At 64.3% G+C, this 19216-nt stretch carries 20 protein-coding genes; 7 read left to right on the top strand and 13 right to left on the bottom strand.

From position 1 onward, the window contains the following. Nucleotides 1–79 precede the first annotated feature (79 nt). Both K8M09_RS05040 and recO read right to left on the bottom strand, forming a co-directional pair. Entirely contained in the window at nucleotides 80–589 is a 510-nt protein-coding gene (locus K8M09_RS05040) for a PaaI family thioesterase (RefSeq protein ID WP_160784978.1), read from the bottom strand. Next, nucleotides 586–1350, bottom strand: a complete 765-nt coding sequence (gene recO, locus K8M09_RS05035; RefSeq protein ID WP_160784979.1) for a DNA repair protein RecO — start codon at nucleotides 1348–1350, stop codon at nucleotides 586–588. The genes K8M09_RS05040 and recO overlap by 4 nt, the downstream gene beginning before the upstream one ends. A 185-nt stretch (nucleotides 1351–1535) precedes the next feature. On the opposite strand from recO, the gene K8M09_RS05030 reads away from it, so the two are divergent. Continuing rightward, the gene (locus tag K8M09_RS05030) at nucleotides 1536–2273 is read left to right on the top strand and encodes a L,D-transpeptidase (protein WP_160784980.1); all 738 of its coding nucleotides are present in this window, start codon (nucleotides 1536–1538) and stop codon (nucleotides 2271–2273) included. Nucleotides 2274–2368: 95 nt separating this feature from the next. Here K8M09_RS05030 and K8M09_RS05025 read toward each other — a convergent pair whose 3' ends face one another. Next, on the bottom strand, nucleotides 2369–2857 hold the full coding sequence (locus tag K8M09_RS05025) for an SRPBCC domain-containing protein (protein WP_160784981.1): 489 nt from the start codon (nucleotides 2855–2857) through the stop codon (nucleotides 2369–2371). 70 nt (nucleotides 2858–2927) lie between these two features. On the opposite strand from K8M09_RS05025, the gene K8M09_RS05020 reads away from it, so the two are divergent. After that, nucleotides 2928–3251 carry an ArsR/SmtB family transcription factor gene (locus K8M09_RS05020; RefSeq protein WP_160784982.1) on the top strand — a complete coding sequence of 108 codons (324 nt, stop codon included), beginning with the start codon at nucleotides 2928–2930 and terminating at the stop codon, nucleotides 3249–3251. A 32-nt stretch (nucleotides 3252–3283) separates the two neighbouring features. On the opposite strand, the gene bla is transcribed toward K8M09_RS05020, so the two are convergent. Both bla and K8M09_RS05010 read right to left on the bottom strand, forming a co-directional pair. After that, the gene (gene bla, locus K8M09_RS05015; protein WP_160784983.1) at nucleotides 3284–4177 is read right to left on the bottom strand and encodes a BKC/GPC family carbapenem-hydrolyzing class A beta-lactamase; all 894 of its coding nucleotides are present in this window, start codon (nucleotides 4175–4177) and stop codon (nucleotides 3284–3286) included. A 138-nt stretch (nucleotides 4178–4315) separates the two neighbouring features. Next, nucleotides 4316–6625, bottom strand: a complete 2310-nt coding sequence (locus K8M09_RS05010; protein ID WP_160784984.1) for a Tex family protein — start codon at nucleotides 6623–6625, stop codon at nucleotides 4316–4318. 230 nt (nucleotides 6626–6855) lie between these two features. Between K8M09_RS05010 and K8M09_RS05005 the strand changes: the two genes are divergently transcribed. Both K8M09_RS05005 and K8M09_RS05000 read left to right on the top strand, forming a co-directional pair. Continuing rightward, the gene (locus tag K8M09_RS05005) at nucleotides 6856–7905 is read left to right on the top strand and encodes a polyamine ABC transporter substrate-binding protein (RefSeq protein WP_160784985.1); all 1050 of its coding nucleotides are present in this window, start codon (nucleotides 6856–6858) and stop codon (nucleotides 7903–7905) included. Then, complete coding sequence (locus K8M09_RS05000) at nucleotides 7892–10255, top strand: putative bifunctional diguanylate cyclase/phosphodiesterase (RefSeq protein ID WP_160784986.1); 2364 nt, start codon at nucleotides 7892–7894, stop codon at nucleotides 10253–10255. The genes K8M09_RS05005 and K8M09_RS05000 overlap by 14 nt, the downstream gene beginning before the upstream one ends. 54 nt (nucleotides 10256–10309) lie before the next feature. Here the strand turns inward: K8M09_RS05000 and era are convergent, their stop codons facing one another. The 8 genes from era to rpoZ form a co-directional block, all read right to left on the bottom strand. Further along, nucleotides 10310–11254, bottom strand: coding sequence for a GTPase Era (gene era / locus K8M09_RS04995; RefSeq protein ID WP_160784987.1), 945 nt, complete (start codon nucleotides 11252–11254; stop codon nucleotides 10310–10312). 8 nt (nucleotides 11255–11262) lie between these two features. Next, entirely contained in the window at nucleotides 11263–11982 is a 720-nt protein-coding gene (gene rnc, locus K8M09_RS04990) for a ribonuclease III (protein ID WP_160784988.1), read from the bottom strand. Then, entirely contained in the window at nucleotides 11979–12749 is a 771-nt protein-coding gene (gene lepB / locus K8M09_RS04985) for a signal peptidase I (RefSeq protein ID WP_160784989.1), read from the bottom strand. The genes rnc and lepB overlap by 4 nt, the downstream gene beginning before the upstream one ends. A gap of 67 nt (nucleotides 12750–12816) precedes the next feature. After that, nucleotides 12817–13227, bottom strand: a complete 411-nt coding sequence (gene acpS / locus K8M09_RS04980) for a holo-ACP synthase (protein ID WP_160784990.1) — start codon at nucleotides 13225–13227, stop codon at nucleotides 12817–12819. Next, nucleotides 13224–13814, bottom strand: a complete 591-nt coding sequence (locus K8M09_RS04975) for a DUF2062 domain-containing protein (protein ID WP_160785018.1) — start codon at nucleotides 13812–13814, stop codon at nucleotides 13224–13226. The genes acpS and K8M09_RS04975 overlap by 4 nt, the downstream gene beginning before the upstream one ends. A gap of 107 nt (nucleotides 13815–13921) precedes the next feature. Beyond that, the gene (locus tag K8M09_RS04970) at nucleotides 13922–14074 is read right to left on the bottom strand and encodes a DUF3563 family protein (protein ID WP_160784991.1); all 153 of its coding nucleotides are present in this window, start codon (nucleotides 14072–14074) and stop codon (nucleotides 13922–13924) included. Nucleotides 14075–14244: 170 nt separating this feature from the next. Further along, nucleotides 14245–16473, bottom strand: coding sequence for a RelA/SpoT family protein (locus K8M09_RS04965; protein WP_160784992.1), 2229 nt, complete (start codon nucleotides 16471–16473; stop codon nucleotides 14245–14247). A 109-nt stretch (nucleotides 16474–16582) separates the two neighbouring features. Further along, a complete protein-coding gene (gene rpoZ, locus K8M09_RS04960) occupies nucleotides 16583–16984 on the bottom strand; it encodes a DNA-directed RNA polymerase subunit omega (RefSeq protein WP_160784993.1) in 402 nt (133 codons plus the stop codon). Nucleotides 16985–17394: 410 nt separating this feature from the next. Here rpoZ and K8M09_RS04955 point away from each other — a divergent pair, with 410 nt between their 5' ends. The 3 genes from K8M09_RS04955 to K8M09_RS04945 all read left to right on the top strand — a co-directional run bounded on the left by K8M09_RS04955 (nucleotide 17395) and on the right by K8M09_RS04945 (nucleotide 19211). After that, the gene (locus tag K8M09_RS04955) at nucleotides 17395–17970 is read left to right on the top strand and encodes a LabA-like NYN domain-containing protein (protein ID WP_160784994.1); all 576 of its coding nucleotides are present in this window, start codon (nucleotides 17395–17397) and stop codon (nucleotides 17968–17970) included. A gap of 63 nt (nucleotides 17971–18033) precedes the next feature. After that, nucleotides 18034–18567 (top strand): GNAT family N-acetyltransferase, encoded by a 534-nt coding sequence (locus K8M09_RS04950; RefSeq protein WP_160784995.1) that lies wholly within the window; start codon nucleotides 18034–18036, stop codon nucleotides 18565–18567. Between the two features lie 167 nt (nucleotides 18568–18734). Further along, nucleotides 18735–19211: a hypothetical protein gene (locus tag K8M09_RS04945; protein ID WP_160784996.1), complete on the top strand. Its 477-nt coding sequence runs from the start codon at nucleotides 18735–18737 to the stop codon at nucleotides 19209–19211. Nucleotides 19212–19216 lie beyond the last annotated feature (5 nt).

Below are 19216 nucleotides of genomic sequence, written 5' to 3'. Positions count from 1 at the left end.
ATGGTCCGGGCGGCAACCTACCCGGTTCTTGCCAGATGCCAAAACGGGTTACGTTTCAGGCCGGCGATCTCTTCGACCGTCAGCGCATCAGGTTCTCGATGGGGAAGATGGCGCAGGTTTCCGTGCCGTGGGCGAGCAGCTTGCCCTTGCCGTCGCGCAGCCACGCTTCCGAGGTGGCGATGGTGCGGCCGCGATGCACGATCCTGCCTTCGCAGAACACCTCGCCCATGCCGGGCAGGACCGGGCGCACGAGGTTCAGCTTGAACTCGATGGTCGTATAGGCCTCGCCCGGCTTGATGACGGAAAAGACGGCGCAGCCGAGGGCCGAATCCATCACCGTCGCCGTCCAGCCGCCATGCACCGTGCCGAGCGGATTGAGGTGATCGGCGGAGGGCATGCCGGCGAAGACGACGCGCCCCTCCTCCACCTCGGTCATGCTGAAGGCGAGCGTTTTGGCCATCGACGGGGCGGGCAGGTCGCCGGCAAGCATCGCCTGCAGCACCTTCAGCCCGCCGTCTCGCTTCACCACGTCGAGCGGCAGCGTGCCGATGCTACCGACCGTCAGCCCGGGATAGATTTCGACCGTCATGCATGGGCCTCTCTGGGTTGATCGTTTCGCGGCAGGGCGAGCGCCTTCAGCGCCGCCTGCACGAAGCCGTCGCGGGCATTCGCCAGCTCCAGCCCGCGCGGCTCGCAGACATGCCGGTTGAGGAAGAAGGCCGTCAGGCGGAAGCCGTCGGCAAGCGCCGCGGCATCGGCCGCGTGCCGGCTCTCGTCGCCGAGGAAGGCGGGAAGCGCGAGCATCCTGTCCGCAAAGGGCGCGCCCGCCTCGCGCGAGACGGCGCGGCCGGATTTGGGCGAGACGTAGCAGAGGTTTTCACGGCTGCCGGTCGCCACGCATTCGAGAAGGTCGAGGCCGAAGCCGAGGTCGTTCAACACGGCAAGCTCGAAGCGGATGAAAAGTTCGCCGGCATCGGCCGGCTCGTGCAGGTGATCGAGGATGACGGACAGCGCCTCGTAGAGATGGGGATGGGGATCGCGCTCCGGCAGGAAGCGCAGCAGCGCCGCCATGGCCTGCACGCCATAGACGGCCGTCGCCGTCTCCATCAGCCGGCCGGCGCGAAGCTCCAGCGGTTCGAGGCGGAATTCGCCGAGATGCTCGTCGAGCCGCGCCCGCCAGGTCACATCCACGGAATTGCCCGGCTGAAGCACCGGCTGCATGGCGCGCGAGCGCCCGCCCCGGACCATGCCGAGATGCCGGCCGCGGCCGCGCGTCATCACCTCGGCGATCACCGAGGTCTCGCCATGGCGCCGCACGCCCAGAACGATGGCCTCATCAGTCCATTGCATGGCCAAAGCCTTACGCCGTTGCTGCGGCGGGGGCAAGCGGCGGGACACGTGGCCGGCAGGCCACACCCAAGTCATTGCCACAGTTTCGCTTTCTTCTCGCCCTTCCCCTGCCCGCTTTGCCACCGAAGAACCGGTTGAAGGCCGCAAAGGCCGAATTGAAATCAGAAATGACAGGTGCCGTCTTCATGTGTGTGTCCCACGTCCGCGCCTCCGTGGCTCTTCGTTCCCTCGCTCTTCTCGCCCTTGCCGCGACACTGGCAAGCTGCGCCACCACGGCGGCGCCGGTGAAGAAGAAGGGGCCGGATCCGGTCCACGTCGCGATGTACGGGCCGCGCCCGGACGAACGCTTCCCGATGCCGGCAATAGATATCAGCGGGGTGAACCCGAAGTACTTCCGCCAGCAGGTGGCCTACCAGACCATGGAGCCGGCCGGCACCATCGTCATCGATACGCAGAACCGCTTCCTCTACCTCGTGCAGGGCGAAGGCATGGCCATGCGCTACGGCATCGGCGTCGGCAAGTCGGGCCTTGAATTCGAGGGCGCCGCCCGTATCGGCCGCAAGGCGGAATGGCCGCGCTGGACGCCGACCCCGAGCATGATCAAGCGCGAACCGGAACGGAACCTCAAATGGGCGAACGGCATGGAGCCGGGCCTGACCAACCCGCTCGGCCCGCGCGCGCTCTATCTCTACAAGGACGGGCAGGACACGCTGTTCCGCATCCACGGCACGTCCGAGCCATGGTCGATCGGCAAGGCCGTGTCGAGCGGCTGCATCCGCCTGTTCAACCAGGATATCATCGACCTCTACAGCCGCGTGCCGAGCGGCAGCCGCGTCGTGGTGCTGCAACACCAGGCGCCGGCCGAGGAAGCCATGCCGGTGGCGGCGGCAAGCGACGGCTTCGTGCCGCGGGCGGCCATCTAGAGTTTGTCAGGGAAAAGTGGAACCCGGTTTTCCCGATAAGACAAACGGAAACAAACTCTAGGACGGAGGCACCGGGCTGCCGGCGGCGTCATCCGTCACAGGAAATCCTGCTGCTCGGAAGCGACGACGCCCTTCATCTCGCTCGGGTAATAGCCTTCGCGCAGGTTGATGCCATATTCGACATAGGCCTTCATGCAGGCGAGCATCTGCGACCAGCCTTCGCAGTTCATGTAGGAGGATTTTTGGCCGCGGGCGTTCTCGCGCCAGCCGGTCTCGCCGATGGTCACCATCGTGCCGCCGTCATCGAGGGGCTTGAAGCGCATCTCGACGCGCGTCCTGTAAGGCTCCTCCCCTTCCTCCACCATCGCATCCCAGCGGAAAACGATGAGCGCGTCCTTTTCCACCGTGTCGACGACGACCGGGGCCATGCCCCACCATGTCACCGTCGTGCCCTCGACGAGCGGCGCGCTCACCCCGCCGATCGTGGTGAAATAGCCGCTCAGCTTCTTCGGATTGACCACCGCATCGAAGACCTCGGCGACCGGCCTGCCGATACGCCCGTTCACGCGAAATTCCAGCGTCATGCCGTCCTCCTTCGGGCGGGATCGCCCGCGTTCGCTTGTACCCGGTCAAAATATGTTATAAAAACATAACATGTCAAGCGAATCGCAAGAGGACGCCATCTTCAAGGCGCTCGCCAATGGAAAGCGGCGGCAGATGCTGGACGCGATCAGGCATGCGCCGCTGACGACGGGCGCGCTGTGCGAAAAATTTCCAGAGATGGACCGCTGCACGGTCATGCAGCACCTGAAGGTGCTGGAGGATGCAGACCTGATCATTCCGCGCCGCGAGGGCCGCGAGCGCTGGAACCACCTCAACGCCCTGCCGATCCAGGCGATCCATGACCGCTGGATCAGCCAGTATGCCGGCCATGCGATGAGCGTGCTTTCCGCTCTCAAGGGCGAGCTGGACGGCTGAGGCGCCGCCCTGCGGCAGCGCCCCGCAATGCCTTACGCCTCGGCGGCGATGCGGCCGATCTCGGCGATCACGGCATTGCGCTCGTCGCCGGAAATGCCGGGGATCTCGCAGAAGGCCGTGACGACGACCGCGCCGCGATCCGGCGACCAGGCGATGGCCACGTCATTGGCGTTGCCGTGCTTGTCGCCGTTCGTGCCCGTCTTGTCCCCGGTCAGCCAGTCGGCCGGGAGACCGGCGCGCAGCCGCGTATCGCCGGTCTTGTTCATCACCAGCCACGCGGCAAGCTGCGCCCTCGAGCGCGGCGAGAGAACATCGCCGATGATCAGCCTGCGCAGCGTCTCGGCCATGGCCGCGGGCGTGGTCGTGTCGCGCTCGTCGTCCGGCGTCTCATGATAGTTGAGCGTCGGTTCGGTGCGGTCGAGGCGCGTCACCTCGTCGCCCATGCCGCGCAGGAAAGCCGTCAGGGCCTTCGGCCCGCCGGAGGCCGTGAGCAGAAGGTTGGCCGCGGCGTTGTCGCTGAGGGTGACGGCCGCCTCGCAGAGTTCCGCAATGGAGATACCGTTGCCGCCGACGCGCTTTTCCACCACCGGCGACCATTCCGAAAGATCGGATTTCTTCACCACGATGCGCCGGTCGAGCGCCTCTTCCTTGCGGTCGACGCGGGCCAGGATATGCGCCGCCAGCAGCGCCTTGAAGGTGCTGCACATCAGGAACCGCTCATCCGCCCGGTGACCGACACGCACACCCGTCGCGAGATTATGTATGGCAACGCCGATGCGGCCCTTGTGGCGCGCCTCAAGGTCGGCCAGCCGCTTTTCCAGCACACCGCCCGTCGCGGCGCCGGCGCTGCCGGCCAGCGCGGAGACCGCGGGAACAGCAAGGAGTGCGCCGGCAATCGCCTGCCGGCGTGAAAATGTCATCGTCATCGTGTATTTTCCTGTCTTCGGGCATGGCGCGCCTTGCGCCGCTCACCCGCTTTAGCCCGCCCACATCACGACTATGCGCAACGGGGCGGGTCAAGACAAACGACGATTTCTGCCGTCAGCCATTAGGAAAACTAGGGCTTACTTGCGCTTCATCGCCTCGGCCAGCGCCGCGCCGAAGGCCCCCTGCGAGGGTGCCTGCTGCTTGGGGGCGGCCTGGGCGAATTTTGGCTTCATCTGCGCGTTCTTATCGTTGCGCGGGGCGTTGTCGCGGGCGGTCGGCGCGCCGCCGTCCTTGCGCATGGTGAGGCCAATGCGCTTGCGGGGCACGTCCACTTCCGTCACGCGCACCTTCACCACGTCGCCGGCCTTCACAACCTCATGCGGGTCCTTGATGAAACGGTCGGCAAGCTGGGAGACATGCACGAGGCCATCCTGATGCACGCCGATATCGACGAAGGCCCCGAAGGCGGCGACATTCGTCACCGTGCCTTCCAGCATCATGCCGACCTTGAGGTCCTTGATGTCGTCGATGCCGTCGGCGAAGGTCGCGGTCCTGAATTCCGGGCGCGGGTCGCGGCCGGGCTTTTCCAGTTCGGCGAGAATGTCCCTGACGGTCGGCAGGCCGAAGCGCTCGTCGACGAAGACCTTCGGATCGAGTTGCTTCAGCGCCGCGCTGTCGCCCATCAGGGCGCGCACGTCACGCCCGCAGGCGGCGACGATCTTCTTGGCGACGCCATAGGCTTCCGGGTGGACAGAGGAAGCATCGAGCGGTTCCTTGCCATTCGGGATGCGCAGGAAGCCGGCGCATTGCTCGAAGGTGCGTGCGCCGAGGCGGGAAACCTTCATCAGCTCCTTGCGGCTCTCGAACGGGCCGTTCGCATCGCGGTGCGCGACGATGGCTTCCGCCGAGGATTTTCCGAGGCCGGAAACGCGGGCGAGCAGCGGCGCGGAGGCCGTGTTGAGATCGACGCCGACGGCGTTCACCGCGTCTTCCACCACGGCATCCAGCGAGCGCGAGAGCTTGCCCTGGTCGACGTCGTGCTGGTACTGGCCGACGCCGATCGACTTCGGCTCGATCTTCACCAGTTCGGCCAGCGGGTCCTGCAGGCGGCGGGCGATGGAGACGGCCCCGCGCAGCGAGACGTCGAGGTTCGGGAATTCGGCGGCCGCGGTCTCCGAGGCGGAATAGACCGAAGCGCCGGCCTCCGAAACGATGACCTTCGTCGGCTTTGGCGCGGGAAGCTGGTCGAGCATGTCTGCCACCAGCTTCTCCGTCTCGCGGCTGCCCGTGCCGTTACCGATGGCGATCAGCTCAACCTTGTGCTTGCGGATCAGCGAGGCAAGCTCGGCCTGCGTGCCGCGCACGTCGTTCTTCGGCGGGAAGGGATAGACCGTCGTCGTCTCGACCACCTTGCCGGTATTGTCGACCACAGCCACCTTGACGCCGGTGCGGATGCCCGGATCGAGGCCCATCGTGGCGCGCGTGCCGGCGGGCGCGGCGAGCAGCAGGTCCTTGAGGTTGCGGGCGAAGACGCGGATAGCCTCCTCTTCCGAACGCTCGCGCATCTCGCGCATCAGGTCGAGCGACAGCGACATGGAGAGTTTCACGCGCCAGGTCCAGCCGATTACCTCGGCAAGCCACTTGTCGCCCGGGTTCGTGCCGACGGCATGGAAGGAGGCGATGATGCGCTCGACGGGCTTGACCGGCTCGATACTGTCCTGATCGACGACGATATCGACCGACAGGAACTCCTCGTTCCAGCCGCGCAGCATGGCGAGCGCGCGGTGGCCGGGCACATTCGCCCAGCGTTCGGTATGGTCGAAGTAGTCGGAGAATTTCGCGCCGGCCTCCTGCTTGCCCTCCACCACGCGGGAGCGCAGGAAAGCATTGTCCTTCATGTATTCGCGCAGACGCTTCAGAAGGTCGGCGTTTTCCGTCAGGTGCTCGGCGACGATATCGCGCGCGCCTTCCAGCGCGGCCTTCACGTCCGCCACCTCGGCCGACAGGAATGTCTCCGCCAGTTGCGCGGGAACCTGCGCACGATCCGCAAGAATCGCGTCGGCCAGCGGGCCGAGGCCGCGCTCGCGGGCGATCTCCGCCTTGGTGCGGCGCTTGGGCTTGTAGGGCAGGTAGATATCCTCAAGCTCGGCCTTGGTGGCGACGGCGGCGATCTTGGCGGCCAGTTCGTCCGTCAGCTTGCCCTGCCCCGCGATGGAGTCGAGGATGGAGGCGCGGCGGGCTTCCAGTTCACGCAGATAGGTCAGCCGCTCGGAGAGCGTGCGAAGCTGCGTGTCGTCGAGGCCGCCCGTCACCTCCTTGCGGTAGCGCGCGATGAAGGGCACGGTCGCGCCCTCGTCGATCAGCGCCACGGCGGCGGTAACCTGCGCGGAGGTCGCCTTGATCTCGGCGGCGATCAGGTTTGCGATCTTGAGCGGCATCGGGGCCATGGGAAACTCCTGTCGATGGTGCGGGCGGCGACCATAGTGAGCGCGGCGCGGCAGGCCAACCGCCGCCGCAGCCGCGAGCGGCCGCGTCCACAATATACTCTCGCGCATCCTGCTACGGAACATGGCTGTATCAGGGTTGAGCGGAGGCGAAAACGAGCTTAGCAGTTGTAACTCTTCATAAAGTCTTGCCGCCTATCCTCACCCGCACAGGGGATAACGGGGCCTTCCGCATGCATGGCGCATTTCTTGCAGCAGTCTCATCGACGGCTTTCGCCGTGGCTGCCCCTGCGGGCGCGGCGACGCTCAACCTTCTCATCTGGGAAGCCTATATCGACGAGCGCATCCTGAAGGATTTTACCGCCGAAACGGGCATCGAGGTACGCCAGACCTTCTATGACAGCGGCGATGCGCGCGACGAGATTCTTGCCGACCCGAACAGCAATGTCGACGTGGTCGTGACCAACGAGAACGGCGCGAAGCTCTACGGCAACCGCGGCGTCATCATGGCCATCGACATGGAGAACGTGCCGGCGCTGGCCGACTACGCGGAAAGCTGGGCGAAGCGCTGCGGCGGCTATGGCGTGCCCTATCTGTGGGGCACGATGGGCATCCTCTACCGCCCCGACAAGATTACGACGCCGCCGACCTCCTGGGCGGACATGATGAAGCCGGCGGAAAGCCTGCGCGGCCATATCGCCATGTACGACGACTATGCCGAGGCCTTCGTCGCGCCGCTGGCGCTGCTCGGCAAATCGGTGAACGCCAACGACAACGAGACGCTGAAGGCCGCCTACGAGCTGATGAAGGCGCAGGCGCCCTATGTGCTGACCTACGATTACGTCATCACCTCCATCCAGAGCGCCGACAAGGGCCCGAACATCTACATGGCGCTCGGCTATAGCGGCGACCAGTACACGCTGAACGACAAGGTCGGCACGCCGGGCCTCTGGCGCTATGTCGTGCCGAAGGAAGGCACGCTCTCCTGGCTCGACTGCATCGCCGTCAACGCGCGCTCGGGCAACAAGGACATCGCCCTGCAACTGGTCGACTACATCAGCAACGCCCGCAACGGAGCGCGCAACGCCGAAAAACTCAACATGCCGACCGCAAGCACCGCCGCCATGGCGCTGCTGCCGCGGGACATCCAATCCAATCCCGAAATCTATGCCGCACCGGAAATCCTGGCGAAAAGCCAGCTTCAGGAGGAACTGACCGTGCAATCGGTCCAGGCCCGCCGCCGCATCATCAGCAGTCTGGCCCAATTCAGTGACGCTCGGTAAACGCGCCCTCTCCCTCATCTTCCCGGTCGTGCTGGCGGGCTACGTGCTCGCGGCCTCGCTGATCTACTACGTGCAGAGCGCGTCGATCATCGGGCTGGAGCGGGCCCGGCTATGGCAGCAGATGGGCCTGCTCACCGCCGTCTTCCAGAACGAGGCCACGCAGAACCGCAGCTTCATCTATTCGCTCGTCGAGGGCGGGGCCGTGCGGCTCTTCGTCAACGAGCCGGACGCGGCCTACCGCAACACCGCGCTCGGCGTGCGGCTGCAACAGAGCATCACGTCGCTGTCCGACGACCGCAAGCGCTTCATCTCCGTCGCGATCATCCGCCCGCCGCTGACGGTGGACTACTATTTCGAGGATAGCGACGATCCGTTCGCCGAAATCACGCCGCAGCAGATCGCCCATGCGAAGCAGGTCATCGACAGCCCGCGCCTGTCCTCCTGGAGCTATCTCGATGTGTCCGGCATCGAGCCGCTGATCGTGCATTCGGAATTCATCGACCCGCTCACCTTCAATCGCCCGGTGGCGAGCGCCAAGAACGGCGCGATCCTCGTGCAGACGGCCGTGCGGCCCAAGGCCTTTATCGACATGAAGCGCGCGCTGGAAAAGGAATATGGCGCGACGATCGAGATCGGGCAGCACCAGTATCTCGCCCGCGGCGCGCTTTCGGCAACCGCCACGCTCGGCCCCTCGCTCTTCGCCCGCCTGACGCCCGATCCGGCCTTCCTCGCAGGCCGTCTCTCGACGCTGAAGACGCTGCTGGCGCTCGGCGCCGTCGCGCTCAGCCTGTGCACCATCGGCCTCGTTCTGCTGCTCGTGCGCCGCTACATCACCAATCCCATCGCCCGCCTCGACCGCCAGCTCACGGATGTGATGACCGGCAGCCGCAGCGCGCTGCCGGAAATGAGCGAGGCCGGCGAGATCGGCCGCCTTTCGGTCAACGTCAAGCGACTGCACGACCACTCCATGCAGTCCTTCGACCTCGTGCAGAACGCATCCTGGACGGACACGCTGACCGGCATTTCCAACCGGGAATATTTCAACATCCGCTCGACGCAGATTCTTGGGGAAGCCGAAGCCGAGGGCATCGGCTGCACCCTGCTCTTCATCGACGTGGACAACTTCAAATTCGTCAACGACAAACACGGCCACAAGATCGGCGACGAGCTGCTGAAGACGCTCGCAGACCGCATCTCGGCCATCGTCGAGCGCATCGTCAGCGGGCGCGGCCTGCCGCAGGGCCTGTTCGCCCGCCTTTCCGGCGACGAATTCGCCATCATGCTGCGCTGCCAGCCGGGCAGCGGCGCGATCACCGAAATCTCCAGCGAAATCCTCGCGCTCTTCGCCGAAGGGTTCGAGGTTCTGGACAAGGCCTACCCCGTCACCGCCAGCATCGGCATCGCCGTCTATCCGGAAGATGCGCGCACGCTCGCCGAACTGGTCGCCAATGCGGACGCCGCCATGTACCAGGCGAAATCGCAGGGCAAGAACGGCTCGGCGCGCTATTCCCGCTCGCTGCACGAGACGCGCAACCGTCAGCGCCGCATCGAGGAGGAGCTGCGCGTACTCGACCCGGACGAGGAATTCCACCTCGTCTACATGCCGATCGTCGACGGCCACGGCAAGGTGACGGGCTGCGAGGCGCTGCTACGCTGGACCTCTCCCCTCATCGGCAACGTCACCCCGGACGAGTTCATCCCCATCGCCGAGACGACGGGCCTGTTCAGCAAGATCGACTGGTGGGTGATCGACCGGGCGATGGCGGAATACGGCCAGATCAAAAAACTCTTCGGCGCCGACACGGTCCTGTGCATCAACATCTCCTCGGCCGAGCTTTACACCAAGTCGATCAGCGACCACTTCTGCGACTGCGCCGACCGCCATGGCGTCGATGCGCGCATGATCGAGATCGAGCTGACGGAGACGTTCGCGGTGAAGCTCGGCGAGCAGTCGCGCCGCAATATCGAAATCCTGCGCGGGCGCGGCTTCCGCATCTCCATCGACGATTTCGGCGCGGGCTATACCTCGGTGCAGCAGATCATCGAATACCCGGCCGAAACCATCAAACTCGACCGCGCGCTGGTCGAAAGCCTCACCCGCTCGGCAGCCCTGCCGACGCTGCGCGCACTCGTCGCGCTTTGCCATGCGCAGGACATGTCGGTGATCGCCGAGGGCGTCGATACGACGGAAAAGATGGCCCTGCTCGCCGCCGCCGGCTGCGACCTCTATCAGGGCTACCTCATCAGCCGCCCCCTCGCCCTCGACGATCTGGGCGTATGGGCCATGCAGCGGCTGATGGAAAAGGCGCGCGAAAACGCCCAAAGCCCGGAGCGACGCGCCCGCGCATAAAAAATCCCCGTCAAGGCCGGGGATTTTCATTGAAGAGCGGTGTTGCTCCCTCAATCACGACGTCGGGAAATCCAGTCCCATTTCGCGGAAGCGGGCCGGGTCGTCGCCCCAGTTCTCGCGCACCTTCACGAAGAGGAAGAGGTGCACGGTCTGCTCGAGGATTTCCGACAGTTCCTTGCGGGAGGCGGTGGAGATCGCCTTGATGGCGTCGCCGTTCTTGCCGAGCGCGATCTTCTTCTGGCTGTCGCGCTCGACATAGATGACCTGTTCGATGCGGACCGAGCCGTCCTTGCGCTCTTCCCACTTCTCCGTCTCGACATGCGAGGAATAGGGAAGCTCCTGATGGAGGCGCAGGAACAGCTTTTCGCGCGTGATTTCGGCGGCGAGCTGGCGCATCGGCAGGTCGGAAATCTGGTCTTCCGGGTAGTACCACGGGCCTTCCGGCAAGGCGGCGGCGAGGTAGTCCATGACGTCCTCGCAGCCCGAGCCGTTGAGGGCCGAGATCATGAAGGTGCGCTCGAACTTGACGACCTCGTTGACCGCGGCCGTCAGCTTCAGAAGGTCCTCCGGCTTCACCCGGTCGACCTTGTTGAGAACGAGGATCTTCGGCTGGTGGACTTCCTTCAGGCCCTCCAAAATCGTCTCGGCGTCGCCCTTCAGGCCGCGCTCGCTATCGATCAGGAACATGATGAAATCGGCATCCTTGGCGCCGCCCCAGGCGGTCGTGACCATCGCGCGGTCGAGCCGGCGGCGCGGCTTGAAGATGCCGGGCGTGTCCATGAAGACGATCTGGGCGTTGTTGTGGATCGCGATGCCGCGCACGATGGCGCGGGTCGTCTGTACCTTGTGGCTGACGATCGACACCTTGGCGCCGACGAGGCGGTTGACCAGCGTGGACTTGCCGGCATTGGTCGCGCCGATCAGCGCCACGAAGCCCGAGCGGGTCGCGCCCTCGACGGTGCTGCCGTTACCGGCGGGGTTTTGGTTTTCTTCGGTCATGGTGTCCGTCAATCCGTGGCCTGGCTCTTGGGCCAGATGCCTTCGCGTTCCAGAATCTTCGTCGCGGCCGCCTGTTCGGCGGCCCTCTTCGAGCGGTCGACGCCCGTTTCCGGCTTCACGCCCCTGATCTCCACCGTCACGGTGAAGCGCGGATCGTGGTCCGGTCCCGAGCGCTCATCCACCCGGTAACTCGGCGTCACGCCGAACCGGGCGTGCGCCCATTCCTGCAGTTCCGTCTTGGCGTCGCGCCGCGCGCCTTCCGCGCGGGCGGCCCTGCCCTCCCAGTTGGCAAGGATGAAGCCGCGCGCCGCTTCCAGCCCGCCATCGAGATAGATCGCGGCAATCAGCGACTCTACCACATCGGCCCGCACGTTCAGCATGGCTTTTCCGGTGAGCTTCTTCACGTCGGCCCCGGTGCGGATGAACCGATGCAGGCCGAGGTCGTCGGATACCGCCGCGCAGCTTTCCGCGCTGACGAGCTGGTTGAGGCGAACGGAAAGCTCGCCCTCCTTCGCCTCGCGGAAGGTGCGGAACAGCATCTCGGCCACGCAAAGGCCGAGCACGCGGTCGCCCAGGAACTCCAGCCGCTCGTAATTGCTACCCTTGCCGGGTCGGGCGCTGGCATGGGTGATCGCCCGGTCGAGACGGTCCTTGTCGGTGAAGACGTAGCCGATCAGCGCCTCGAGGGCCTTGCGGTTCACGTCGTTCAGCGGAATGGCGCCTTTCATTCAACGACCTTGAACAGACGGTCCCAGCGCAGGTTCGCCGGCCATTTCCAGATCTGGCTGAAGGACGTGTCGTGGCCCAGCGAGAAGAAGATCAGGCTTGCGCGGCCGATCAGGTTCTCCGCCGGCACGAAGCCGACGTCGAAGCGGCTGTCGGCCGAGTTGTCGCGGTTGTCGCCCATCATGAAATAATGGCCTTCCGGCACGATGAACTCGCGCGTGTTGTCGCCGACGGTGCCCGGACGCGTATCCAGCGTGTCGAAGGAAACGCCGGTATCGAACGTCTCGCGGAAGACCGGAACGTCCTCGCCCGTGTCGTACTGGTCGTCGGCGCGGAAGAAGCCGTTATGCTCGCGCGGCACGGGCTGGCCGTTGATGTAGAGGACGCTGTCGCGCACCTGCACGCGGTCGCCCGGCAGGCCGACGAGGCGCTTGATATAGTCGATGTCCGGGTTCGGCGGGAAGCGGAAGACGACGATGTCGCCACGGCTCGGCTCGCGCGCGAAAATGCGGCCCGAGAACAGGTTCGGCGAGAACGGCAGCGAATATTTCGAATAGCCGTAGGAGAACTTGTTGACGAAGAGATAATCGCCGACGAGCAGCGTCGGCATCATCGAACCGGAAGGGATGGTGAAGGGTTGGAAGAGCAGCGTGCGGATCACCACGGCGAGCAGCAGCGCCTGAACGATGACCTTGACGTTTTCCCACAGGCCGCCTTCAGCCTTTTCAGTCTTCTCTGCCACGCCGGACTTGTCCTTATTTGCAAACATGGGGCACTCTATAGAGGAAAGGTTGCCTGTTGGAAATCGTATCGGTCAAAAAGACGCGGGACGCCTGTTATCCCGGCGTTCCGGCCGGCAGCGCCTCGATGATGACGAAGGCCTGCGCCAGCGGGAAATCGTCGGTGATGGTGATGTGGATGCGCGGCTCGTGGCCTGCCGGCAGAAGCTGGTTCAGCTTTTCCAGCGCCCCGCCGGTCAATAGCATGGTGGGCTTGCCGCCCGGCAGGTTGACCACCCCCATGTCCTTCCAGAACACGCCCTGCGCCAGCCCCGTGCCGAGCGCCTTGGAACAGGCCTCCTTGGCGGCGAAGCGCTTGGCGTAGGAGGCCGCGCGGTTCTTGCGCCCGTCCGATTTCGCCCGCTCGATCTCGGTGAAGCAGCGCTCCGTGAACCGCTCCCCGAAACGCTCCAGCGACTTCTCCACCCGGCGGATGTCGATGAGGTCGCTGCCGATGCCGATGATCATAGGGTCTTGTCTCCGGAGGAAAGGATGGGCGCTTGGGCAAGGCCGGCGCGCTCGACGAGACGGGCATGACGCCGCGCCTTGAAGGAGCGCACGGCAAAGCGCGTCACGCCATAGGAAAGCATGGCCGCGCTCACGCCGAGAAGGCCCGCGCCGGCAAGCATCGGCTTGAGCACGGGCTGCCAGAGTTCCGACAGTTCGAGATGCTCCAGCATGTGGAAGAGTTCGGAGGCCGAAACCGCCTCCGCCGAACGGATGCCGAGCACGCCCTCCCCGACCCGGAAGGTGGCGATGGCGATGAGCGGAATGGTCACCGGGTTGGCGACGGTCGTGGCGAGCGCCGCGGCCAAAAGGTTGCCGGCCATGAGATAGGCGAGCGCCAGCGCGAGGATGACATGGAAACCGAGCAGCGGCGTGAAGGCGGAGAAGGTGCCGGCCGCAACGCCCGCGGCCACCGCATGGGGCGAGGCCGAAAGGCGCAGGATCCGCTTGGCAAGGTAGCGCGCCGGGCGCGTGAACCCCTTGCGCGGCCAGAAGAATTCGCGCACCCGGTCAGGCCATGAGGCCTTTTTTCGGCGTCTGAACAACATGGTCAAGACATAGCCGATCCGTTGGTGGCATTTCAATGGCGGCGCCCTCATGGCGCCACGCACGGTCGCCGTGGCGCAACGATGTGCGCCACATGGCCGATGGCCGCTTAGAAGGACTTGCGGAACAGGCCGCGGTCGACCTGACGCTGGCGGTATTCCAGGTCGATACGGTCGATGGCGCCGTTGAGATAGGCGATCTCGCGCTCGTCAGCGTTCGGAACGCGCAGGGCGCGGGCAAAATTCTTGATCTGCTTCAGCATTTGGTAAACCCCTTTCGGTTGACCTCCCGACGCTGAAGATAGGTTTAGCGGCCACCGGACACCAGCGACACTATCCCAATACAGCCATGCGGCAGACGCATGACGACTGGTCAAATCTTGGGCAAACCTGCCTCAATCGAGGCAGGTTGCCACATTTTTGCATGGAACGGTCACGTGAAGACGCGATTGATGGTCGACACGCACTGAAGCTCCTTCAACTGGCCGATCAACTGGTTGAGCTGGCGCAGGTCCCAGACTTCCAGGTCGATATGGACTTCGGTGAAGTCCGCCGCGACCCGCGTCATCGACATGGAGCGGATATTGACGTCGCTGGTGGCGATCGTCTGGGTGACCTCGGCGAGCGTGCCCGGCTCGTTCAGCGCATTGATGACGATGCGCGCCATGAAGCGGGTGTTGTTCGCCTCGTCGAGGTCCCAGCGCACGTCGATCCAGCGCTCCGGCTCGTCGTCGAACTTCTGCAGGGCCGGCGACTGGATCGGATAGATCGTGATGCCCTTGTCCTTCTCCATGATGCCGACAATGCGGTCGCCGGGAACGGCGCCGCCGGCGGAGAAATTCACCTCGGCATTGCCGGAGAGGCCACGGATCGGCAGCGCCTCAGGCCCGGTTTCGCCTTCCGCGCCTTCAAGCGCGGATTTTGCCTTGCCGGGCAGCTTGAAGACCATGCCGGCGGCGCTGCGCATGTTGAACCAGCCCTCGTCCGAGCTCGGCTTCACCGTCACGCGCTCGTCCTGATAGTCCGGGAAGACGGCGCGCAGCACGTCGAGCGAGGAAAGCTCGCCGCGGCCGACCGAGGCGATGGCGTCCTCCACCTCCTTCTGGCCGAGGCGATGCAGCACCGGCTTCAGGCCGTCACGCGAAAACTGTTTTCCCGCGCGCTCGAAGGTGCGCTCGAGGATGCGGTAGCCGAGGCCGGAATATTGCTTGCGCACAGCGGCGCGGGTGGCGCGGCGAATGGCGGCGCGCGCCTTGCCGGTGACGACGATCTCTTCCCAGGCCGGCGGCGGCACCTGGATGCCGGAGCGGATGATCTCCACCTCGTCGCCGTTGTTGAGGCGGGTGACGAGCGGCATGATACGGCCGTTGATCTTCGCACCGACGCAGGTGTCGCCGATATTGGTGTGCACCGCATAGGCGAAATCGATAGGCGTCGCGCCGCGCGGCAGCGTGATGAGCTGTCCCTTCGGCGTGAAGGTGAAGACCTGATCCTGGAAGAGTTCGAGCTTGGTATGCTCCAGGAACTCTTCCGGATTGTCCCCTTCCGCCAGCGATTCGATGGTCCGGCGCAGCATGGCATAGGCGTTGGAGCGCGGCGATTGGGCCGCCTCGCCGTTCGCCGCTTCCTTGTCCTTGTAGAGCGAATGGGCGGCGATGCCGTATTCGGCGATCTCGTGCATGCGCTTGGTGCGGATCTGCAACTCGATGCGCTGGCGCGAGGGGCCGACGATGGTGGTGTGGATCGACTGGTAGTCGTTCTGCTTGGGCGTCGAGATGTAATCCTTGAACCGGCCCGGCACGACGCGCCAGCGCGTGTGCACGATGCCGAGCGCCGCATAACAGCCCGGAATGTCGTCGACGAGGATGCGGAAGGCGTAGACGTCCGAAAGCTGCTCGAAGGACAGCGACTTCGACTGCATCTTGCGGAAGACCGAATAGGGCGTCTTCTGCCGGCCCTTGACGAGCGCGTCGTCGAGACCGTTGGTGACGAGCAGTTCGCGCAGCTCGTCCTCGATCTTGCGGATCAGGCCCTCGTTACGCTTGGAAAGCTCCTCCAGCTTGCCCGTGACCGTATCGAAGGCTTCCGGGTTGATATAGCGGAAGGAGAGGTTTTCCAGCTCCTCGCGCATGTCCTGCATGCCCATGCGGCCGGCGAGCGGCGCATAGATGTCCATCGTCTCTTCCGAGATGCGGGCGCGCTTTTCCGGCGACATGTGGTCGAGCGTGCGCATGTTGTGCAGGCGGTCGGCCAGCTTGACCAGCAGCACGCGCACGTCATCGGAAATGGCGAGCAGCAGCTTGCGCAGGTTTTCCGCCTGCTTGGCCTTCTTGGAAACGAGGTCGAGCTTCTTGATCTTGGTCAGGCCTTCGACCAGCGCGCCGATATCCTCGCCGAACAGCTCGTCGATCTCCGCGCGCGTGGCGCTGGTGTCCTCGATGGTGTCGTGCAGCAGCGCGACCGCGACGGTCGATTCGTCGAGGCGCATGTCGGTGAGGATCGCGGCGACTTCCAGCGGATGCGAGATATAGGGGTCGCCGCTCGCCCGCTTCTGCATGCCATGCTTCTGCATCGCATAGACATAGGCCTTGTTCAGCAGGGCCTCGTTGACATCCGGCTTGTATTTCTGAACCCGTTCGACGAGTTCATATTGACGCATCATCCTCGGTCGGCTTTCTCCCCGCTCCCGCAGGGCAAAAAAAAGTGCGCCCCAAGCTTAAGTGGGGCGCACCGGCATTCGCAACAGCAAAGGTTTCGGTAAGTTACCGAAATCAGTAATCGTCGCTCTTTTCCGGCGGTACGAGGCCTTCGATGCCGGCCAGCAGCTCTTCTTCCGACATGCGGTCGAAGGCGATGGTTTCCGGCTGGTCTTCGTCCTCGTCGACGGTCGCGACCGTGGCGTCGTCGGCGATCAGGCTTGCCGGATCGGGCTCGGGCTCATCCACTTCCACATGCTTCTGCAGCGAGTGGATCAGGTCTTCCTTGAGGTCGTCGGGCGAAAGGGTTTCGTCGGCGATCTCGCGCAGGGCAACGACAGGATTCTTGTCGTTGTCGCGGTCGATGGTGATGGCGGCGCCCTGCGAGATGAGGCGGGCGCGATGGCTTGCAAGAAGAACCAGCTCGAAGCGGTTGTCTACCTTGTCAATGCAATCTTCAACGGTGACACGGGCCATTGCCTGTCCTTTGTGATCGAGAATTTCAGGAGTTTGCATGGCCGATACAGGCAATGGAAGGAAAATTCAAGTTTTTCCTTGCCGCCGGCCCGCAGCCGGGGTGTTGCAATCAATATGCAAAACCTCTGATTGAAGCCTCCCGTTACGGAAGGTAAAATGGGGAAACATCCGACAAATCAGATAAGGCGCGGGAACTATTTCCCAATTCCGAAGCCATTGAATTTACTGAAACGATGCCGGTCGGAAATTTCATTTCCGCAACCTAGGTTTGCTTGGAAAGCACGCCTCGCTGCCCTAAATGAATAGTATATGAAAAAGAGATAATTCAACTGGATAGTGTATCCGGAACGCCACCGGCCGCTTCATAGACAGCCGTTTGTCTTCAGCTTCTATTTAAAAGGATTTTTATCATGTTCGACCCCCGCGAGAAAATTGCCCTCTTCATCGACGGCGCAAATCTCTACGCGGCATCAAGAACACTCGGTTTCGATATCGACTACAGGAAGCTCCTCAAGGCCTTCCAGAAACGCGGCTACTTGCTGCGCGCCTATTATTATACGGCGCTCATCGAGGACCAGGAATATTCCTCCATCCGCCCGCTGATCGACTGGCTGGACTACAACGGCTACAAGGTCGTCACCAAGCCGGCCAAGGAATTCACCGACTCGCTCGGCCGCCGCAAGATCAAGGGCAACATGGATATCGAGCTGGCCATCGATGCGATGGAGCAGTCCGAGACCGTCGACCATCTCGTCATCTTCTCCGGCGACGGCGACTTCACGACGCTGGTCGAGGCGCTGCAACGCCGGGGCCGCAAGGTTTCGGTCGTCTCCACCATGCAGACCCAGCCGCCGATGATCGCCGACGACCTGCGCCGCCAGGCCGACTATTTCATCGACCTCGGCACGCTGAAGGCCGAAATCGGCCGCGACCCCTCCGAGCGCCCCCAGCGCGCGACGGAGCCGGTGGAAACGGTCGCGGACTGATCGACTCAGGCCGGAAGGCGCGCTACGGCTGTTGCGGACACGTCATATAACGGATGTTCGGCAATGGCCGTTTTGCAAACGACGCGACTGACGCTCCTCCCCTGCCGCCCAAGCGACCGCGACGACTTCATCGCGCTCGAACGCGACCCCGAGGTCATGCGCTTTCTGAACGGCGGATACGCCGTCGACAATGAAGATCCCGATCCGAACAGCACATTCCTCATGCCGCGGGGAACGGAACCCTATGTCTGGACGGCGCGGCGCGTGCGCGGCGGCGCCTTCGTCGGGTGGTTCTGCCTTTGGCCGGAAGACGAGAGCGTGGCCGAACTTGGATATCGCCTGCGCCGAACGGAATGGGGACAGGGATTGGCGTCGGAAGGCGCCGCGGCGCTTGTCGACTGGGGCTTCAGCAAGGGCGGCTACGACAGGATCGTCGCAACCACCATGACGGTGAACCGCGCATCGCGCCGGGTGATGGAGAAACTCGGCATGCGCCATACGCGCACCGAGCATGTCGACTGGCCCGTCCCCATATGCGGCAGCGAGCACGGCGAAGTCTGGTACGAAATGGCCCATCCGGAGCGCCGAGATGGCTGAATGAACCGGATTGTTCCATTTTTCGCCCTGCGGAAAACCTGAAAATCCAGCCTATTCAACGCTTCGTTAAACATTGAATCAAATGCCTTCGCCACCCATTAGGGTTCTGCAAGACTCTCCTGCTATTCCCGAGAGCGACAGTTATCTCGCATTGGGACATTCCGAGAATGGTGGACGCAGTATCGCTTTCGGGCAGCAGTTACCGGGCAGCATCGAGCGCGCTCGAAAGGCGCGCGGCCGTTCCGTCCGCCGAAAGCCGGCCCGCCGTCGAAGCGCTCGCCGCGCTCTCCCAGTCCCAGCCGGTCACGCAGGTCGCCACGCCCTCCGATGTCGCGGAGGAGATCGGCGATCTCAGCTTCCTCTATGCGCCCAACGGCCTGCCCGGCATTGCCGCCCTGCCCTCCCATGCCGTTTCCCCGGCGCAGGCAACCACGGACGCACGCGTGGCGGCCGAGCGCAACCCGACGGCGCGCCTCGCCATCGAGAGCAACGACCTCAACACGCTGATGTCGTCGTTCCTCACCGCCCGCACGCCGAGCGCCAACCCCGCGCCTTCGCCGGACGTGCCTGCGCCGCAGGGCAGCGCCGAGCTTGCCCATGTCGCCCGCCAGTCGGTGGTCGCGCAGATTTACAATCAGTTCTAGAAAAG

It is taken from the genome of Shinella zoogloeoides (genome assembly GCF_020883495.1).
Classification (GTDB): domain Bacteria; phylum Pseudomonadota; class Alphaproteobacteria; order Rhizobiales; family Rhizobiaceae; genus Shinella; species Shinella zoogloeoides.
This window is presented reverse-complemented; position numbering and strand designations above follow the sequence as displayed.

Excerpts from the sequence above, each read along its gene's own strand:
- K8M09_RS04945 (WP_160784996.1), top strand. The coding sequence starts at position 18,735 with ATGGTGGACGCAGTATCGCTTTCGGGCAGCAGTTACCGGGCAGCATCG.
- era (WP_160784987.1), bottom strand. The coding sequence starts at position 11,254 with ATGACCGAAGAAAACCAAAACCCCGCCGGTAACGGCAGCACCGTCGAG.
- K8M09_RS04955 (WP_160784994.1), top strand. The coding sequence starts at position 17,395 with ATGTTCGACCCCCGCGAGAAAATTGCCCTCTTCATCGACGGCGCAAAT.
- bla (WP_160784983.1), bottom strand. The coding sequence starts at position 4,177 with ATGACGATGACATTTTCACGCCGGCAGGCGATTGCCGGCGCACTCCTT.
- K8M09_RS05005 (WP_160784985.1), top strand. The coding sequence starts at position 6,856 with ATGCATGGCGCATTTCTTGCAGCAGTCTCATCGACGGCTTTCGCCGTG.
- rnc (WP_160784988.1), bottom strand. The coding sequence starts at position 11,982 with ATGAAAGGCGCCATTCCGCTGAACGACGTGAACCGCAAGGCCCTCGAG.
- rpoZ (WP_160784993.1), bottom strand. The coding sequence starts at position 16,984 with ATGGCCCGTGTCACCGTTGAAGATTGCATTGACAAGGTAGACAACCGC.
- recO (WP_160784979.1), bottom strand. The coding sequence starts at position 1,350 with ATGCAATGGACTGATGAGGCCATCGTTCTGGGCGTGCGGCGCCATGGC.
- K8M09_RS05030 (WP_160784980.1), top strand. The coding sequence starts at position 1,536 with ATGTGTGTGTCCCACGTCCGCGCCTCCGTGGCTCTTCGTTCCCTCGCT.
- K8M09_RS04975 (WP_160785018.1), bottom strand. The coding sequence starts at position 13,814 with ATGTTGTTCAGACGCCGAAAAAAGGCCTCATGGCCTGACCGGGTGCGC.
- K8M09_RS05040 (WP_160784978.1), bottom strand. The coding sequence starts at position 589 with ATGACGGTCGAAATCTATCCCGGGCTGACGGTCGGTAGCATCGGCACG.
- lepB (WP_160784989.1), bottom strand. The coding sequence starts at position 12,749 with ATGTTTGCAAATAAGGACAAGTCCGGCGTGGCAGAGAAGACTGAAAAG.
- K8M09_RS04970 (WP_160784991.1), bottom strand. The coding sequence starts at position 14,074 with ATGCTGAAGCAGATCAAGAATTTTGCCCGCGCCCTGCGCGTTCCGAAC.
- K8M09_RS05025 (WP_160784981.1), bottom strand. The coding sequence starts at position 2,857 with ATGACGCTGGAATTTCGCGTGAACGGGCGTATCGGCAGGCCGGTCGCC.
- K8M09_RS04950 (WP_160784995.1), top strand. The coding sequence starts at position 18,034 with ATGGCCGTTTTGCAAACGACGCGACTGACGCTCCTCCCCTGCCGCCCA.
- K8M09_RS05020 (WP_160784982.1), top strand. The coding sequence starts at position 2,928 with ATGTCAAGCGAATCGCAAGAGGACGCCATCTTCAAGGCGCTCGCCAAT.
- K8M09_RS05010 (WP_160784984.1), bottom strand. The coding sequence starts at position 6,625 with ATGGCCCCGATGCCGCTCAAGATCGCAAACCTGATCGCCGCCGAGATC.
- acpS (WP_160784990.1), bottom strand. The coding sequence starts at position 13,227 with ATGATCATCGGCATCGGCAGCGACCTCATCGACATCCGCCGGGTGGAG.
- K8M09_RS04965 (WP_160784992.1), bottom strand. The coding sequence starts at position 16,473 with ATGATGCGTCAATATGAACTCGTCGAACGGGTTCAGAAATACAAGCCG.